Origin of the sequence: Pseudomonas sp. R5(2019), from assembly GCF_009905435.1 — a bacterium.
Taxonomy (GTDB): domain Bacteria; phylum Pseudomonadota; class Gammaproteobacteria; order Pseudomonadales; family Pseudomonadaceae; genus Aquipseudomonas.
The window spans coordinates 33,233-49,953 of sequence record NZ_JAAAMT010000024.1; the positions used below are offsets into that span (position 1 = coordinate 33,233).

At 59.4% G+C, this 16,721-nt stretch carries 15 protein-coding genes, 1 other RNA gene and 1 pseudogene; 11 read left to right on the forward strand and 6 right to left on the reverse strand.

From position 1 onward, the window contains the following. Positions 1-30: 30 nt before the first annotated feature. Complete coding sequence (gene grpE, locus GUY40_RS16510) at positions 31-600, reverse strand: nucleotide exchange factor GrpE (RefSeq protein ID WP_166569979.1); 570 nt, start codon at positions 598-600, stop codon at positions 31-33. A 231-nt stretch (positions 601-831) separates the two neighbouring features. Between grpE and recN the strand changes: the two genes are divergently transcribed. After that, positions 832-2,505 (forward strand): DNA repair protein RecN, encoded by a 1,674-nt coding sequence (gene recN / locus GUY40_RS16515; RefSeq protein ID WP_166569980.1) that lies wholly within the window; start codon positions 832-834, stop codon positions 2,503-2,505. Positions 2,506-2,586: 81 nt separating this feature from the next. On the opposite strand, the gene fur is transcribed toward recN, so the two are convergent. Continuing rightward, complete coding sequence (gene fur / locus GUY40_RS16520; RefSeq protein ID WP_166569981.1) at positions 2,587-2,991, reverse strand: ferric iron uptake transcriptional regulator; 405 nt, start codon at positions 2,989-2,991, stop codon at positions 2,587-2,589. A gap of 97 nt (positions 2,992-3,088) precedes the next feature. On the opposite strand from fur, the gene GUY40_RS16525 reads away from it, so the two are divergent. Then, positions 3,089-3,619 carry an outer membrane protein assembly factor BamE gene (locus GUY40_RS16525; protein ID WP_166569982.1) on the forward strand — a complete coding sequence of 177 codons (531 nt, stop codon included), beginning with the start codon at positions 3,089-3,091 and terminating at the stop codon, positions 3,617-3,619. Positions 3,620-3,664: 45 nt separating this feature from the next. Here the strand turns inward: GUY40_RS16525 and GUY40_RS16530 are convergent, their stop codons facing one another. Together GUY40_RS16530 and GUY40_RS16535 are read right to left on the reverse strand one after the other, a co-directional pair. Further along, positions 3,665-3,979, reverse strand: coding sequence for an RnfH family protein (locus tag GUY40_RS16530; protein ID WP_166569983.1), 315 nt, complete (start codon positions 3,977-3,979; stop codon positions 3,665-3,667). Then, the gene (locus GUY40_RS16535; RefSeq protein WP_166569984.1) at positions 3,972-4,406 is read right to left on the reverse strand and encodes a type II toxin-antitoxin system RatA family toxin; all 435 of its coding nucleotides are present in this window, start codon (positions 4,404-4,406) and stop codon (positions 3,972-3,974) included. The genes GUY40_RS16530 and GUY40_RS16535 overlap by 8 nt, the downstream gene beginning before the upstream one ends. A 163-nt stretch (positions 4,407-4,569) precedes the next feature. On the opposite strand from GUY40_RS16535, the gene smpB reads away from it, so the two are divergent. Continuing rightward, positions 4,570-5,052 carry an SsrA-binding protein SmpB gene (gene smpB, locus GUY40_RS16540; protein WP_166569985.1) on the forward strand — a complete coding sequence of 161 codons (483 nt, stop codon included), beginning with the start codon at positions 4,570-4,572 and terminating at the stop codon, positions 5,050-5,052. A 129-nt stretch (positions 5,053-5,181) separates the two neighbouring features. Here the strand turns inward: smpB and GUY40_RS16545 are convergent, their stop codons facing one another. Then, positions 5,182-5,949, reverse strand: coding sequence for an FCD domain-containing protein (locus tag GUY40_RS16545; RefSeq protein ID WP_166570014.1), 768 nt, complete (start codon positions 5,947-5,949; stop codon positions 5,182-5,184). A 252-nt stretch (positions 5,950-6,201) separates the two neighbouring features. On the opposite strand from GUY40_RS16545, the gene GUY40_RS16550 reads away from it, so the two are divergent. The 8 genes and pseudogenes from GUY40_RS16550 to GUY40_RS16585 all read left to right on the forward strand — a co-directional run. Further along, a complete protein-coding gene (locus tag GUY40_RS16550) occupies positions 6,202-7,890 on the forward strand; it encodes a lactate permease LctP family transporter (protein ID WP_166569986.1) in 1,689 nt (562 codons plus the stop codon). Positions 7,891-8,039: 149 nt separating this feature from the next. Then, on the forward strand, positions 8,040-8,864 hold the full coding sequence (locus GUY40_RS16555; protein ID WP_166569987.1) for a (Fe-S)-binding protein: 825 nt from the start codon (positions 8,040-8,042) through the stop codon (positions 8,862-8,864). Continuing rightward, positions 8,861-10,318, forward strand: coding sequence for a LutB/LldF family L-lactate oxidation iron-sulfur protein (locus GUY40_RS16560; protein WP_166569988.1), 1,458 nt, complete (start codon positions 8,861-8,863; stop codon positions 10,316-10,318). Before GUY40_RS16555 ends, GUY40_RS16560 begins: the two co-directional genes overlap by 4 nt. Beyond that, positions 10,315-10,986: a lactate utilization protein gene (locus GUY40_RS16565; protein ID WP_166569989.1), complete on the forward strand. Its 672-nt coding sequence runs from the start codon at positions 10,315-10,317 to the stop codon at positions 10,984-10,986. Before GUY40_RS16560 ends, GUY40_RS16565 begins: the two co-directional genes overlap by 4 nt. After that, complete coding sequence (locus GUY40_RS16570; protein WP_166569990.1) at positions 10,983-13,793, forward strand: FAD-binding and (Fe-S)-binding domain-containing protein; 2,811 nt, start codon at positions 10,983-10,985, stop codon at positions 13,791-13,793. Before GUY40_RS16565 ends, GUY40_RS16570 begins: the two co-directional genes overlap by 4 nt. A gap of 220 nt (positions 13,794-14,013) precedes the next feature. Next, the gene (locus tag GUY40_RS16575) at positions 14,014-14,283 is read left to right on the forward strand and encodes a hypothetical protein (RefSeq protein ID WP_166569991.1); all 270 of its coding nucleotides are present in this window, start codon (positions 14,014-14,016) and stop codon (positions 14,281-14,283) included. An 85-nt stretch (positions 14,284-14,368) separates the two neighbouring features. Then, positions 14,369-14,760: a transfer-messenger RNA gene (gene ssrA, locus GUY40_RS16580) on the forward strand. A 106-nt stretch (positions 14,761-14,866) separates the two neighbouring features. Then, a pseudogene (locus GUY40_RS16585) lies at positions 14,867-15,035 on the forward strand (transposase domain-containing protein); the annotation flags it as partial. Positions 15,036-15,080: 45 nt separating this feature from the next. Here the strand turns inward: GUY40_RS16585 and GUY40_RS16590 are convergent. Continuing rightward, positions 15,081-16,442, reverse strand: coding sequence for an O-antigen ligase (locus tag GUY40_RS16590; RefSeq protein WP_166569992.1), 1,362 nt, complete (start codon positions 16,440-16,442; stop codon positions 15,081-15,083). Positions 16,443-16,721: the final 279 nt, after the last annotated feature.

The following is a 16,721-nucleotide window of genomic DNA, read 5'->3' on the forward strand; positions in this document are numbered from 1 at the left end:
GACATCTAAATGGGGGCCACTTGGCCGATTTCAAGCCTGCTCGTCGATCGATGGCGAAACCGGTGCGGGCGCCTTGCTGACCACAACCATGGCCGGGCGCAGCAAACGCCCATTGAGCTGGTAGCCCTTCTGGAAAACCTTGAGAACGCTGTTGGGTTCGACGTCGGCGCTTTCCTGCATGGCCATCGCCTGATGGTGCTCGGCATTGAAGGGTTCGCCGTGCGGGTCCAGGGCTTCAAGGTTGTAACGCTTGAGGGTGTCCTGGAACATTTTCAGGGTCAGTTCGATCCCTTCGCGCATCGGACGAATGCTCTCGTCATCCGGGTTCGAAAGCTCCAACCCACGCTCCAGACTGTCGATGACCGGCAGCAGGTCACCGGCAAACTTTTCCAACGCGAACTTGTGCGCCTTTTCGACGTCCTGCTCGGCACGGCGGCGGACGTTCTGCAGGTCGGCCGCGACCCGCAGCGATTGATCCTGGGCGGCGGCCAGTTGCTCTTCAAGCACTTGCACGCGCGCGGTCAAGTCTGCACCGCCGGCGGATTCGGCGGCCTGGTTAGCGTCTGGATTCTGTTCGTCCAGAATCTGTTCGTCAGCCATAGTGTTCTCCTTTGAATATCGTCAGCGAGCTCGACTCGCACATCTGCCCCGGTATATGGGGCCGCAATTTCAAGCTTCAAGGGGCGAGATGACACAAGTAGCAGAACCTTGATGCCCCTTTTGCGATAACCAACAGATCAAACGCAGCCAAATCGAGCTAAGGCAGGCCATTGTCAACGCGAAACAAAACACTGTATAAATAACCAGACTTAACACCTGGAAGCCGCCCGCATGCTGGTGCACCTGTCCGTACACAACTACGCCATCGTCGAACATCTTGACCTGGAGCTCGCCCGTGGCATGAGCGTCATTACCGGGGAAACCGGTGCAGGCAAATCGATCATGCTCGATGCGCTCGGCCTGACGCTCGGCGATCGTGCCGACAGTGGCGTGGTGCGCCCCGGTGCCGACAAGGCCGACATCCTGGCCACGTTCGACCTGAGCGATATTCCAGAAGCACGGGCGTGGCTCGCTGAGCGCGACCTGGACAGCGAAGGGCCATGCATCCTGCGCCGGGTCATCACCGCCGAGGGCCGTTCGCGCGGGTATATCAATGGCTCGCCCTGCCCACTGGGCGACCTCAAGGCGCTGGGAGAGTTGCTGATTGATATCCACAGCCAGCACGAGCACCAGTCGCTGCTCAAAACCGATACCCACCGGCGCTTGCTGGATGAATTCGCGGGGGCGACCGATCTGTCCCGCCAGGTTCAACTCGCTGCCCAGCGCTGGAAGCAGACCCGCCAGGAACTCGATCGGCTGTCCAACTCTGGTGAAGAACAGCGCGCACGCCATCAGTTACTCAGCTATCAACTCGAAGAACTGGAAAACCTGGGCCTGGGCGAAAACGAGCTGGAGCAACTGGAACAGGAGCACAAAAACCTGACCAATGCCGAAGCGCTGTTCGGCATCTGTCGCCAGGTCATCGACCATTGCAGTGAAAATGATTCCGGCAACGTGCTCAGCGCCCTGACAGTCAGTCTGAACCGACTGACCGCTGTGCATAACTCTCCGACGGCGCTGGGCGAAGCGGCCAATCTCATTGCCAGCGCCCAGATCCAGGTAGAAGAAGCCGTCGGTGAACTGAACCGATTCCTTGATCACTTCGATGCCGACCCGGCACGCCTGCAACAACTCGAAGAACGCCTGGATACCATTTATACCCTCGCGCGCAAACATAGAATTCACCCAACGGAAGTCGCCGGCCTTCAGCACAAGCTGTTGGATGAACTGGAAACGCTCAACGCAAACGATGAATCGATCGAGCGCCTGGGCGATGAACTGACGGCCTATGCGCGCCATTATCAAGACAAGGCCCGCGAGTTGAGCGGGTTACGCCAACAGGCCGCAGAACAATTGGCGAAAGCCGTGGAGCAGGAAATCCAGCGACTGGGCATGCCCGGCGGGCGCTTCTGCATCGAGCTGCATCCCAACAATGGCAGCGAACTGCTGCCGCACGGGCTGGAACAGGTTGAGTTATTGGTGAGCGCCAACCCTGGCCAGCCACTCAAAGGCCTGGCAAAAGTCGCCTCCGGTGGCGAGCTTTCCCGGATCAGCCTGGCCATTCAGGTCATCACTGCACAAACATCGCGTATTCCAACCCTGGTGTTCGACGAAGTCGACGTCGGTATTGGCGGCCCGACCGCAGAGATCGTCGGCCAATTGCTGCGCCGACTCGGTGATCGCGGCCAGGTGCTGACGGTGACTCACCTGCCGCAGGTCGCCGCTCAAGGCCACCATCATCTCTTTGTGCACAAGGTCCGCGCCACCGACGCCACCCGCACCGCCGTCGCCAACCTGAGCAAACAGGAACGCGTGGAAGAGGTTGCCCGTATGCTGGGCGGCATCGACCTGACCAAGGAATCCTTGGCGCATGCCAAGAAGATGGTCGTCACCGCCAAAGCCTGATCAAGCCTGATCAAGCTATCGCCATAACGCATAAAGGCGACCCGAGGGTCGCCTTTATGCGTTATGCGCCAGTAGAAGCGCTTACTTTTTCTTGCGTACGTACAGCACGAGATTGTGGTCCACCAGCTCGAAGCCGTGCTCGGCAACGATCTCTTTCTGGCGCTTCTCGATTTCGCTGTCGAAAAACTCGATCACTTCGCCGGAGTCCACGTTAACCATGTGATCGTGGTGACCGCCATCCGCCAGTTCGAAAACTGCGTGACCGCCGTCGAAGTTGTGGCGCACCACCAAACCTGCAGCTTCAAATTGAGTCAGAACCCGGTAAACCGTAGCCAGACCGACATCCTCACCCGCTTCCATCAATGCCTTGTAGACATCCTCGGCACTCATGTGACGCTGCTCGGTGGAGTCGAGCATCTGTAGAATTTTGACTCGAGGCAGGGTCACCTTGAGGCCGACTTTTCGTAATTCGCTATTTTCAACCATGGTCAGCTTTCTCGCCGATGCTGCTTCGCAGCTTCTCTTAATACGGGTATGATCGGGGTTTACGTTGTCCAGCCAAGATAGTGGAAGTCGCCCACCGATGCAAAACACCAAGCTCTTGCTAACCAGCCTCACCTTCGTGGGTCTGCTCGCACTCGCCGGTTGTTCCTTCCCCGGGGTTTACAAAATCGACATCCAGCAGGGCAATGTCGTCACGCAGGACATGATAGACCAATTACGCCCGGGAATGACCCGCCGGCAAGTACGGTTTATCATGGGCAACCCCTTGCTGGCCGATACGTTCCATCCTAATCGCTGGGACTATTTGTACAGCCAGCAGCCTGGGGGCGGTCCACGCCAGCAGGAACGCATGAGCATCTTCTTTAATGATAGTGATCAATTGGCCGGGCTGTCGGGCGATTTCATGCCGGGCGTCAGCAAAGACGAGGCAATCCTTGGCGGCGAAAGCGACACTACCATAACCGCCCCTGTAGAGAGCAAACCCCAGCAGGCCAAACCAGAGACACCACCCAAGCCTGGCTCGCTGCTGGAGAAGATCCAGCGTGATGTGGATGAAGCCGAAGTCGTGCCTGTGCCGAGCCAGCAGCCGCTGGAAACCTCGCCGCAGTAATTCAACAATCAATAAAAAGCCCGGCATGTCCGGGCTTTTTATTGTTCAGGATTTTCCACCCCTGGCCTGTGCGGCCTTGGCCGCCCGTAAACGACGCACCTCTTTAGGGTCTGCCAGCAGAGGCCGATAGATCTCGATTCGATCTCCCACCTCGACCGGTCTTGTCTGCGCGTCGGCAATGACCCTGCCGAAGACCCCAAGCGCACACACCCCTACATCCCACTCGGGAAACTGTTCGGCAATACCACTCAACCGCACGGCTTCACGAAGGGTGGTGCCCGAAGGCACCGACACTTGAAGCAACAATTGCCGCTCAGGCGTTGCGAAGACCACTTCAATATCGATCAAAGACTCAGCCATGCAGTTGCTTGGCCCGCTGGCAGAACGCATCGACCAGGGTATTGGCTGCCTGATTGAACAACGGCCCCAGCGTGGCGCGCACCAGCGGGCCGGCGTAATCGAATGACAGATCGAGGCTGATCTTGCAGGCTTTTTCCCCGAGAGGCTTGAAGGTCCACAGGCCGTGGAGCTGATTGAAAGGCCCCTCTTCCAGGTTCATCTCGATCGACTGCCCCGGCACCAGGGTATTGCGGGTGACGAATTGCTGGCTGACCCCGCCCTTGGCGACCTTGAGACTGGCCCGCATCTGCTCTTTACTGGCCTCAAGCACGGTCGCCGTCGAGCACCACGGCAGAAACTCGGGATAGCGCGCGACATCATTGACCAGGTCGTACAGGGCCCTGGCGGGATAAGGCAGCAGGGCCGAACGTTGAATATGCGTAGTCATGCAGGCGTCACTTCCAAAGCTGGGCGGCAAACGTGACATGAATGCCGATGGGCGCCTAAGGCGCGTCGAAAAGTGCGCGCATTGTCCGGTATTCATTCAAGACGCTCAAGCATGCTGCAACACCGTAGCCGACAGAGCATCGACTGCCTATAATGCGCCCCCTATGGCCAAACAAAAGAAACACCCTACAGGGACCATCGCGCAGAACAAGAAAGCGCGACACGATTACTTCATCGAACATAAATTCGAGGCCGGTCTGGTCCTGGCCGGTTGGGAAGTAAAAAGTCTGCGTGCCGGCAAGGCGCATTTGATCGACAGCTACGTTGTGCTCAAGGACGGTGAGGCTTGGCTGATGGGTAGCCATATCACACCGCTGACAGCCGCCAGCACGCATGTCATCGCCGACCCGACGCGTACCCGTAAACTATTGCTCAACCACCGCGAGCTGGACCGGATCCACGCGGCCGTGCAGCAAAAAGGCTACACCTGCGTCGCCTTGTCGGTGTACTGGAGCAAGCACTTGATCAAGTGCGAAATTGCCCTGGGCAAAGGCAAGAAGGAATACGACAAGCGCCACACCGAGCGCGAGCGTGATTCCGATCGCGAACTGCAGCGTGCCGTACGTAGCAAAGGCAAGGACGAATGACGCCGTCAGTTGCTTAAGCGAAGCTTCTAAAGCTTCGCGGATAAATCCGCTCCCACAATAAAGCACGCCCAGTGATGTTGAGCGGGGAATGTGGGAGCGGATTTATCCGCGAATAAGCATACGAAAATGCTAGAGTCCCTTGCGCCGCTCCGCCCGGGCTTCACGCTGGGCCTGCTGGCGCACTTCTTCGAGCACCTCCTGCACGTACAAAATGTGCCGGCTCGACACTGCACGAGCCTCTTCTGCTCGCCCTTCGATAATTGCCAGATACAACTCTCGGTGCTGAGCGATCAGCATGTCGCGGGTTTCCGTGCGCTGCTTGTACATCCCGCCGATGTTGGTCACCACGTTGCGCTTGAGCAAGTCGAACAGGCCACGAATGGTGTGCAGCAACACCGCGTTATGACTGGCTTCGGCGATCGCCAAGTGGAAGCGGGCATCGGCCACACCCTCTTCGGCACGACTGACCTCATCGGCCCGCGAATAGCAATCCTGTAGTACATCGAAGGCTGCCTTCAACCGCTCGCGGTCCAGGTCGGTTGCACGCATGGCCGCGTAGTACGCGCACGAAGCTTCCAGCGTATGGCGAAACTCAAGCAAGTCCCGCTGCGCTTCCGGGTTGTTTTCCAGCAACTGCAGCAGCGGATCGCTGAAGGTTGAGCCCAGCGACTCCACTACATAGTTACCACCCCCTTGGCGACTGACCAGCATGCCTTTGGCCACCAATTTCTGAATGGCTTCACGCAAGGACGGTCGCGAAACGCCGAATTGCTCGGACAAAACGCGCTCGGCCGGCAACCGCTCGCCGGCCTTCAACGTCCCTTCAAGAATCATCCCTTCAAGCCGCTCGACAATATCGTCGGACAAACGGCGTTGGCGGACCTGATCGAAAACCATCACTCATTCTCCACATGCCCCGCTGCAATGGGGGCTGCCTATTCTGGCCTATTGCGCCCGCGCCGACACCCATCAGATTTCGCTTTTGCCTACAACTCAGACAGACGCGAACTACGCCTTCCGACGAAAGTTGTAGCGCTTCAAATTGACACATGCCCTGCAAGGCCTCTAACCTAGCGCCACGACATTGTAAATTGGTATTACCAATTATCCAATGACGGCCTGACCAACAACAATTAGGGGCCACCCCATATGCAAACCTGGCAACAACTCTATAGTCCGCTTGGTAGTCTTGGCCTGTCCGCATTGGCGGCAGTCATCCCCATCGTGTTCTTCTTCCTGGCCCTGGCCGTGTTCCGCCTCAAAGGCCACGTCGCCGGAAGCATCACCCTGGCACTGTCGATTCTGGTGGCGATCTTCGCCTTCGGAATGCCCGCCGATATGGCCTTGGCCGCCGCCGGCTATGGATTTGCCTATGGGCTTTGGCCGATCGCCTGGATCATTGTCGCGGCCGTGTTTCTGTACAAACTGACGGTCAAAAGCGGCCAGTTCGAAGTAATCCGCAGCTCGGTGCTGTCAATTACCGATGACCAGCGCCTGCAAGTGTTGCTGATCGGCTTCTGCTTCGGTGCGTTTCTGGAAGGTGCTGCCGGTTTCGGCGCCCCGGTGGCCATCACCGCTGCGCTGCTGGTAGGCCTGGGTTTCAACCCCCTGTATGCGGCCGGCCTGTGCCTGATTGCCAACACCGCGCCCGTGGCGTTTGGTGCACTGGGCATTCCGATCATCGTGGCCGGTCAGGTCACCGGCATTGACGCGTTCAAGATTGGTGCCATGACCGGTCGCCAACTGCCACTGCTGTCGATGTTCGTGCCGTTCTGGCTGGTGTTCATGATGGACGGCGTGAGGGGTGTCAAAGAAACCTGGCCAGCCGCATTGGTGGCCGGCTTCAGCTTCGCCGTGACTCAATACTTCACCTCAAACTTCATCGGACCGGAACTGCCGGACATCACCTCGGCTTTGGCCAGCCTGATTTCCCTGACTCTGTTCCTCAAGGTCTGGCAGCCCAAGCACAATGCTGAAATGGTCGGCGCCAGTGTCGGTGCAGCCGCGGTGAAAAGCACCGGTGGCTTTGGTGCACAGCGCACCACCCCGGCTTCGCCCTACAGCCTGGGCGAGATTTTCATAGCCTGGTCGCCGTTCCTGATCCTGACCGTACTGGTCACCATTTGGACTCTGAAGCCCTTCAAGGCGATGTTTGCCGCTGGCGGCTCCATGTACAGCTGGGTGTTCAACATTGCCATCCCGCATCTGGACCAGTTGGTGATCAAGACTGCACCGATCGTTGCCGCGCCAACGGCGATTCCAGCCGTCTTCAAGCTGGACCCGATTTCGGCTACCGGTACGGCAATTTTCTTCTCGGCAGTCATCTCGATGATTGTTCTGAAGATCAATCTCAAAACTGGTCTGACCACTTTAAAGGAAACCTTCTACGAGCTGCGCTGGCCGATTCTGTCGATTGGTATGGTGCTGGCCTTTGCCTTCGTCACCAACTATTCGGGCATGTCGTCGACCCTGGCGCTGGTCCTGGCAGGCACCGGCGCTGCCTTCCCGTTCTTCTCGCCGTTCCTCGGCTGGCTGGGCGTGTTCCTGACAGGCTCCGACACCTCGTCCAACGCCCTGTTCAGTTCGCTGCAAGCCACCACGGCACACCAGATCGGAGTTAACGACACCTTGCTGGTGGCGGCCAACACCAGCGGTGGTGTCACCGGCAAGATGATTTCCCCGCAATCGATCGCTGTGGCCTGTGCTGCAACCGGCCTGGTAGGCAAAGAATCGGACCTGTTCCGCTTCACCCTCAAGCACAGCCTGTTCTTTGCAACGATCGTCGGTTTGATCACCTTGATTCAGGCCTATTGGCTGACCGGCATGCTGGTGCACTGATAGCGCTGAATACACCCCGTAAAAAATCTGGCATCGGAACACGGATGCCAGCTGATCCAACCCCGGTCTGCAAGGCTGCTGAAAGTTTCACCAACTATCTTCAGCAGCCTCGTCGGACGAATAACCGGGCCCACCCGGAGAACTGCCTGATGAGCGAGCTCTTTTATAACGCTGTGCCAAACGCCACCCGCGTCGCACCGCCCTTGCGCGAACCGCGTCACTATCCTCGGCAGAAACCGGCACGGGTCTACCTGTTCGGCACCTGCGTGGTTGACCTGTTCTATCCCGAAGCGGGCATGGACGCGATTCATCTGCTTGAACGCGAAGGCATTCGCGTCGAGTACCCACAAGGGCAAAGCTGCTGCGGTCAACCGGCCTACACCAGCGGTTACACCGATCAGGCCCGGGATGTGGCCAGGGCCCAGCTGGCGCTGTTTGCCGAAGATTATCCGGTGGTCGTGCCTTCCGGTTCCTGTGCTGGCATGCTGCGCGAACACTATGCCGATTTGTTCAAGGACGAGCCTGCGGTGTTGGAAAAAGTCCAGGCACTGGCGGAGCGGACCTACGAGTTGGCGGAGTTTCTGCTCAACGTCTGCCACGTGCAGTTCAAGGACAGCGGCGAACCGGTCAAGGTGGCGCTGCACACCTCCTGCTCTGCACGTCGGGAGATGAACACCCACCTGCACGGCCGCGCCCTGCTGGCGCAGCTGGGCAATGTGGAGCGGGTCGAGCACAGCCATGAAAGTGAATGCTGTGGCTTTGGTGGGACATTCAGCGTTCGGATGCCAGACATTTCCGGAGCGATGGTCGCGGATAAAACCCGCGCCCTGAAAGAGTCCGGTGCGCACCAGGTGATCAGCGCCGATTGCGGCTGCCTGATGAACATCAACGGGGCCTTCGAGAAACAGCAGCAAGCGTTACGCGGTACCCACCTGGCGAGCTTTCTCTGGCAACGTACCGGAGGCGGCCAATGAGCGCGCAACCGCTGATACCAACAGTCCAGGTCGAAGAGGATTTCCGTACCCGGGCTCATCGTGCGCTGGGCGATGCGCAACTGCGAAACAACTTCCGCAGTGCCATGGACTCGCTGATGACCAAACGCGCCAACGCCTTCAGCGATGCGGGCGAACGGGAACAATTGCGCGCACTGGGTAATGCCATTCGCGCACGCGCTTTATCCAAGCTGCCCGACTTGCTCGAGCGACTGGAACAGAACCTGACCCGCAACGGTGTGCATGTGCACTGGGCGGAAACGGTGGACGAAGCCAATGGCATCGTCCTCTCGATCATCCGTGCTCACGAGGCGCGGCAAGTGATCAAAGGCAAATCGATGGTCAGCGAAGAGATGGAAATGAACCATGTCCTCGGGGCTCAGGGCATTGAGTGCCTGGAGTCGGACATGGGCGAGTTCATCGTCCAGCTGGATAACGAAAAGCCCTCTCACATTATTATGCCGGCGATCCACAAGAATGCCGGCCAGGTCGCATCCTTGTTCCACGACAAACTTGGCGTGGAGTACACCAAGGATGTCGACCACCTTATTCAGATCGGGCGCAGGGTACTGCGTCAGAAGTTCTTTGAAGCGGACATCGGCGTTTCCGGCGTCAACTTCGCCGTCGCCGAAACCGGCACCCTGCTGCTGGTGGAAAACGAGGGCAACGGCCGCATGTCCACGACCGTACCGCCAGTGCATATTGCGGTTACCGGCATAGAAAAAGTGGTCGAGAACCTGCGCGACACCGTGCCGCTGCTGTCGCTGCTGACCCGCTCGGCGCTTGGCATTCCGATCACCACCTACGTCAATATGATCTCCGGCCCGCGCAAGGCCCATGAGCTCGACGGCCCGCAAGAAGTGCACCTGGTGCTGCTCGACAACGGTCGCAGCCAGGCCTTTGCCGACAGCGAATTGCGCCAGACCCTCAATTGCATCCGCTGCGGCGCCTGCATGAACCACTGCCCGGTCTACACCCGGATTGGCGGGCACGCCTATGGCGAGGTCTACCCGGGCCCGATCGGCAAAATCATCACGCCTCACATGGTGGGCCTGGCCAAGGTGCCCGATCATCCGAGTGCCTCTTCGCTGTGCGGTGCCTGTGGCGAAGTGTGCCCGGTGAAGATCCCGATTCCGGCACTGCTGCGTCGCCTGCGCGAAGAGAACGTCAAGGCGCCGGACAATCCGCATCAGGTCATGCGCGGTCAGGGCAGCAAGTACTCGCGCAAGGAGCGATTGCTCTGGAACGCCTGGGCCAGGCTCAACCGCTCACCGATGCTTTATCGGCTGTTCGGCTTCTTCGCCACCCGCCTGCGAAACCTGACCCCCAGCAAGATCGGCCCCTGGACGCAAAACCACAGCGCACCGAAACCGGCCGCCCGCTCGTTGCATGAAATGGCCCGCGAACACCTGGCCAAGCAGGAGACCCGTCGATGAGCAGCAAACAGAACATCCTCGCCAAACTGCGCAAAAGCCTGGAAGGCACTACCCCGGTAGCAGACAACTTCGACGAAACGCTGGTGACCGCGCCGTGGAGCTACGCCCCCGAGCAACGCATCGCCCAGTTGCGCAAGCTGATGGAAGCGGTTCACACCGAGATCCATATGACCACGGCACAGGACTGGCCCGCCCTGCTCGCGCAATTGCTGATTGATCGCCAACTGCCTGACCTGTTGATTGCCCCGAGCACTGAGCATGGCCAGCGCGTCACCGACTTCTGGCAGCAACAGCCCAACCTGCCAACACTCAAAGCCTACGACCGGCCCGTGGAAGAATGGAAAGCCGAGCTGTTCAATGACACCTCGGCCAGCCTGACCACCACCCTGGGTGCGATTGCCGCCACCGGCAGTCTGATCGTCTGGCCAACCCGCGAAGAGCCGCGCCTGATGAGCCTGGTGCCACCGGTACACTTCGCCCTGCTCAAGGCCAGCCAGATTCATGACAACCTTTATCAGGTCCAGCAGCAGCAACACTGGGCGGCAGGCATGCCGACCAATGCCTTGCTGATTTCCGGCCCGTCCAAAACGGCCGATATCGAACAGGTACTGGCCTATGGCGCTCACGGCCCGAAAGATCTGGTGGTGTTGATCCTGGAGGACCAATGAGCCTGCCCGCTGCCTTTTTGCATGAAATTGAACGTCTGATTCCACCTGAGCGCCGCTTCGACGATCCAACCTCAACCCTGGCGTTCGGTACTGACGCCAGCTTCTACCGGCTGATTCCCAAGCTGGTGGTGCGGGTCGAGTCCGAGGACGAAGTCGTGGCACTGCTCAAGTACGCACAACGCGAACAGGTGCCCGTGACCTTCCGGGCGGCCGGTACCAGCCTGTCTGGCCAGGCCATCAGCGACTCCGTGCTGATCGTGCTCGGCGATAACTGGAATGGCCGGGAAATCCGTGGCCAGGGCACCCAGATCCGATTGCAACCGGGTGTGATTGGCGCCCAGGCCAACGCCTGGCTCGCGCCCTTTGGACGCAAGATCGGGCCGGACCCGGCATCGATCAACGCCTGCAAGATCGGCGGCATTGTCGCCAACAATGCCAGCGGCATGTGCTGCGGTACGGCTCAGAACACTTATCACACGCTGGCAGGCATGCGCCTGGTGCTGGCCGATGGCACGCGCCTGGACACCGAAGACGCCGCCAGTGTCGCCGCCTTTCGCGCCAGCCACAGAATGCTGCTGGAAGAATTGGCCAGGCTCGGCCGGCAGACCCGAGCCAATACCGAACTTGCCGACAAGATCCGCCACAAATACCGACTGAAGAACACCACCGGCCTTTCCCTCAATGCACTGGTCGACTACGACGAACCGCTGGAAATGCTCAGCCATCTGCTGGTCGGCTCTGAAGGCACGCTGGGTTTTATCAGCGCCGTCACCTACGACACCGTTATCGATCATCCGAACAAGGCTTCCGCGCTGATCGTATTCCCCGATGTCGAGACTTGCTGCAATGCTGTGACCGTGCTGAAAAGCCAACCGGTCTCCGCCGTTGAGCTGCTCGACCGCCGCAGCCTGCGCTCGGTCCAGAACAAGCCCGGCATGCCGGCGTTTGTGCAACAGCTGTCTGCCAATGCCTGCGCCTTGCTGATCGAATCCCGCGCAGCCTCGCAGTCGCTGTTGCATGAACAATTGGCGCGAATCATGACCTCACTGGCCGACTTCCCGGTCGAAAAACAGGTCGACTTCACTGAAGATCCGCAAGAAAACGCCCGCCTGTGGGCGATCCGTAAAGACACCTTTCCGGCCGTGGGCGCGGTGCGCAGAACCGGCACCACGGTCATCATCGAAGACGTCACCTTCCCCGTCGAGCGGCTGGCCGCTGGCGTCAACCGCCTGATTGCACTGTTCGACAAGCATCACTACGACGAAGCGATCCTGTTCGGCCATGCACTGGAAGGCAACCTGCACTTTGTTTTTACCCAAGGCTTCAACAGCGCTGAAGAAGTCAGCCGCTATCAGTCGTTCATGGACGACGTTGCGCAGCTGGTGGCCGTCGAGTTCGGTGGCTCGCTCAAGGCCGAGCATGGCACCGGCCGCAACATGGCGCCCTTTGTCGAGCTGGAATGGGGGGCTGATGCCTATCAGCTGATGTGGCAACTGAAACGCTTGCTTGATCCCGCTGGCATCCTTAACCCGGACGTGGTCTTGAGCGAAGACCCACAGATCCACCTCAAACACCTCAAGCCGTTGCCGGCGGCCGATGAAATCGTCGACAAATGCATCGAGTGCGGCTTTTGCGAGCCGGTCTGCCCCTCCAAGGGGCTGACCTTGAGCCCGCGCCAGCGCATTGTGATGTGGCGCGATATTCAGGCCAGAAAGCGCCGGGGTGAAGACACATCCAGGTTGGAGCGCGATTACCAGTACCAGGGCATCGACACCTGTGCGGCGACTGGCCTGTGCGCCCAACGTTGCCCGGTGGGCATCAACACCGGCGAGTTGGTGAAAAAGCTGCGTGCACGAAGTGCTGACCACACCCGATCCGCCAACTGGCTGGCCGAGCACTTCGGCACGGCACTGCAAGGTGCCCGCCTGACCCTGCATGTGGCCAATGGCGCTCGGATGCTGCTGGGTGCCCCGCGCCTGGCTCGTCTATCCGCCTCGCTCAGCAAAGCGTCAAAAGGGCGTGTGCCGCAATGGACCACAGCCATGCCGCAACCGCAGCGGCCTATCCGCTTCAGCCCACCGACCCAGGATGCGCGGCCAAGGGTGGTCTACCTGGCCGCCTGCGTATCGCGGGTCATGGGCCCGGCGGCGGGAGACCGCGAGCAAACCTCGCTGCTGGATAAAACCCGTGGCCTGCTGGAAAAAGCCGGCTACCAAGTGATCTTCCCGGACAACCAGGAAAGCCTCTGCTGCGGCCAACCGTTCGCCTCCAAAGGCTACGCCGAACAGGCCGAACACAAGCGCCAGGAACTGATCGGCGCCCTGCTGCATGCCAGCCGCGGCGGCCTCGATCCGATCTACTGTGACACCAGCCCCTGCACCTTGCGCCTGGTCCAGGACTTGGGCGATACCCGCCTGGACCTCTATGACCCGGTACGCTTTATCCGCACCCACCTGATGGACAAACTGGAGTTTACCCCGCAGGACGCGCCGATCGCCGTGCATGTCACCTGCAGCACCCAGCACCTGGGCGAAAGCCAGGCCTTGATTGATCTGGCCCGCCGTTGCAGCAACCAGGTGGTGATCCCCGAAGGCATTCATTGCTGCGGGTTTGCCGGTGACAAGGGCTTCACCACGCCAGAACTCAATGCTCACTCGCTGCGCAGCCTCAAGGATGCGGTGCAGTATTGCAGTGAAGGGATCTCCACCAGCCGCACCTGCGAGATCGGCCTGTCCAATCATGGCGGTATCGACTACCACGGCCTGGTCTATCTGGTGGACCGGGTGACACAGCCGCGGGCACTGTAGGAGCCGGGCTTGCCCGCGAGACGTCGTAATGGACACACTGCGGCGTCCCTATCGCTGGCAAGCCATGCTCCTACCCCCAGCGTGTCAAATTGCGAGCAGCCCGCAGAACCCTCGGACCACGGCGCAGTCCATGTAGATAAGTCCCGACACCTGGGGCCAGCCTGCCCCACCTGCCTCACCTGTGCAGGCGGGGTCACTTTCTGTAAAGGAGAGTCACATGATGCGTAGCGCGATTTCCGGCTTGTTCATTGCCTCTGTGTTGTTGGCTTCCCCGGTGTTTGCTGCCGACGACAACTGCGATGCCAAGTTGCAAACCCTCAAAGACGGTATCTCGCAAAATCCGCGGGTGGGCGAAGCGAAAACCGATGATTTGAAGGCTCACCAGATGGCAGCAAAAGCGGCCAGGGCCAAAGGTGATACGGCTACCTGCGTCACCGAATCCGAAAAGGGCATCCGGATTCTGCTCGACCAGCAAAAAAGCAAAGGATGAACCCCAGTAAGCGATTCGACTTCGTTTGCGAATCGGCATATACTCGAGGCCTGACTGCCAAAACGGTCGGGCTAGAGCAGAAAATGGGGCCGATTAGGATTCGACGCCGGTAACGAAACTCTAGGTGCATGCCGAGTTGGTAACAGAACTCGTAAATCCACTGTTGCAACTTTCTATAGTTGCCAATGACGAAACCTTCGAGGGTCACGCTCTCGCTGCGTAAGCAGCCGAGCCCGCCCTTCTGGTAGCTTCGGCTCCAGCAATCACCAGGGGATGCCTGTAAACCCAAAGTGATTGTCATACAGAACAGGATCGCCGTGCAGTACGTTGTGGACGAAGCGGCTAAAACTTACACAACTCGCCCAAAGCACCCTGCCCCTCGGGCGGCTGCGGGTTAACTTAATAGAGATGGCTACGCATGTAGTACCGACAGCGGAGTACTGGCGGACGGGGGTTCAAATCCCCCCGGCTCCACCACTTCATCATCTAAAGACGTCCACGGACGTCTTTTTTTGTGCCTTAAGTCCAGCAAAATCAAGGAAGAACCGAATCAACATGGCACTCGGCACCTATCCCGAGCTGTCTCTGGGCCAGTGCTCAACTTTATAGCCTGGTGGAAACAGCCAAAGCCAACGGCCAAGAGCCTTATGCGTGGCTGCGCCACGCACTTGAGCGCCTGCCGCTGGCCACTTCGGTAGAAGACTACGAAGCCCTGTTGCCCGTGGAACTGCACGCCAGAGATGCCACGGTAAACAGAAAGCCCATCTCATAGAAGGTGGGGTTTATGGATCGCATTGTTATGCTCGCTCTTTGCGCTGGCGTGGGTTGCTGTGACTGCCGGCGAGCACGGCTATCGCACAGAGCACAACCAGGGTTGCCGCGTTGGCCGGGATCTGCAGGTTGAAGTCGGTGCTGGAGTGGATCAGCAGGGCGATGATGCCCATGCCTGCGCCGAAGCCCACCCCGCTGCGGTACACCGATTCGCGCCGCCATTGCGCCCTGAGGGCATACCACAAGGCCAGCAGGATGAAGACCGCCAGCGGTAGGCTGCCCAATAGACCGAACTCGATAGCGAATTGAAGGTAGTCATTGTGCGCATGGTCAAAGTGCAGTCGGATGTCCTCGCCAGGGTATTTGGGGAATACCGCTTCGAAGCTGCCTGCGCCTTGCCCTACCAGTGGCCGCTCCTGCAGCAGCGGTATGGCGTAGCTGAAGACGTCATCGCGGATTTCGTTGGCCTGCTGGACAACTTCGCCATTGACTACCACGTCGTTCAGGCGGGTGTTGAGCACGCGGTCTTTGAGCTTTTCCAGGCCGAAGTACTGGCTGATCACCAATACATCGATAAGGATGATGCTGGCGATGATCAGGCTGTTGCGCAGACGGTGCTCCTTCTCCAGCAGTACAAACAAACCGCCCACTAGCAGCAGACTGGCGAAGAATGCGCTGTTGCCCATCCGCGAGTGGGTCATGACCAGCGCGATGACCATCACCACTAACGCCAGACGCAAGCGCGCCTTGGGGCCCATCAGCAGCTCCAGGAAGTTGACCCAACTGAAGGGGCGGCCATCACGCAAGGCAAGCAGCAGACCGATGCCGCAGGCCAGCGTCATTTCCAGGTAGCCCGCCAGGTGGTTACGGTTGACGAAGGTGCCCGTGGCATCTCCGACGTAACTGGTTTTAGGACCTGCCAGTAGCCATTCCACGCCGGACAGGGTCATGAACGCGCCAAAGAAAGCCTGCAGGGTGCCACTGACCACCAGTGTGCCAAGCAGCAGACTCAGACGTTTGCGGGTATGGAACAGGCTGACCACCAGCAGGAACAGCAGGCAGTAGGCCAGGCCGAGCACCAGGTACTGCAAGGTCGCCCCGTTATCCACGCTCAGCCCGGCTAGCCATTGCACTGCGACCCAGGCTTGGCTGAGCAGGAGCAGTGCAAGCAGGGGCAGGGCGGCTCTAAGTGTCTTGTTCCGGCTGCCTTGCGCTGCCCCGCCGCGCAGCTGGCCAATCGCCCAGACGCCGCCCAGGCCGCCCATCAGCAGGGCGAACAGTCCAACTGCCCATTCGCGATTACTGCCTAGCGGCAGCGGCAGCCATACCAAAACGAAGAGAATTGCGGCAAGCAGGAACCGTTCGAGGTGGTTGGCGAGTTGGGGCATGGGTAGGGCTGATCCGTTAGGTTTCTGGCAAGTAGACAAAGCGCACGAGGCGGATTCAAAGGCCGTGATTGTAGGGACTTCTGCCGCTGATAACCATGGTTTGGCGGGGTTGTCGCTTTGATGTAAGCGGCTGGCCAAGTCACCTACCTGAACAGCACGCTAAAACAAAGTCTGAGGGGTGTCGTTCCCTTGGCGTCAATCTACCAACGATGTATAGTCGCGCACGAAATGGATCGGGTGGCGGGTATAAGATAGCGCCCGAAAGGTTGCGTACAAGCC

Bases quoted from the DNA above. Each gene is read 5' to 3' on its own strand.
- grpE (WP_166569979.1), bottom strand. From the start codon at position 600: ATGGCTGACGAACAGATTCTGGACGAACAGAATCCAGACGCTAACCAG.
- recN (WP_166569980.1), top strand. From the start codon at position 832: ATGCTGGTGCACCTGTCCGTACACAACTACGCCATCGTCGAACATCTT.
- fur (WP_166569981.1), bottom strand. From the start codon at position 2,991: ATGGTTGAAAATAGCGAATTACGAAAAGTCGGCCTCAAGGTGACCCTG.
- GUY40_RS16525 (WP_166569982.1), top strand. From the start codon at position 3,089: ATGCAAAACACCAAGCTCTTGCTAACCAGCCTCACCTTCGTGGGTCTG.
- GUY40_RS16530 (WP_166569983.1), bottom strand. From the start codon at position 3,979: ATGGCTGAGTCTTTGATCGATATTGAAGTGGTCTTCGCAACGCCTGAG.
- GUY40_RS16535 (WP_166569984.1), bottom strand. From the start codon at position 4,406: ATGACTACGCATATTCAACGTTCGGCCCTGCTGCCTTATCCCGCCAGG.
- smpB (WP_166569985.1), top strand. From the start codon at position 4,570: ATGGCCAAACAAAAGAAACACCCTACAGGGACCATCGCGCAGAACAAG.
- GUY40_RS16545 (WP_166570014.1), bottom strand. From the start codon at position 5,949: ATGGTTTTCGATCAGGTCCGCCAACGCCGTTTGTCCGACGATATTGTC.
- GUY40_RS16550 (WP_166569986.1), top strand. From the start codon at position 6,202: ATGCAAACCTGGCAACAACTCTATAGTCCGCTTGGTAGTCTTGGCCTG.
- GUY40_RS16555 (WP_166569987.1), top strand. From the start codon at position 8,040: ATGAGCGAGCTCTTTTATAACGCTGTGCCAAACGCCACCCGCGTCGCA.
- GUY40_RS16560 (WP_166569988.1), top strand. From the start codon at position 8,861: ATGAGCGCGCAACCGCTGATACCAACAGTCCAGGTCGAAGAGGATTTC.
- GUY40_RS16565 (WP_166569989.1), top strand. From the start codon at position 10,315: ATGAGCAGCAAACAGAACATCCTCGCCAAACTGCGCAAAAGCCTGGAA.
- GUY40_RS16570 (WP_166569990.1), top strand. From the start codon at position 10,983: ATGAGCCTGCCCGCTGCCTTTTTGCATGAAATTGAACGTCTGATTCCA.
- GUY40_RS16575 (WP_166569991.1), top strand. From the start codon at position 14,014: ATGCGTAGCGCGATTTCCGGCTTGTTCATTGCCTCTGTGTTGTTGGCT.
- GUY40_RS16590 (WP_166569992.1), bottom strand. From the start codon at position 16,442: ATGCCCCAACTCGCCAACCACCTCGAACGGTTCCTGCTTGCCGCAATT.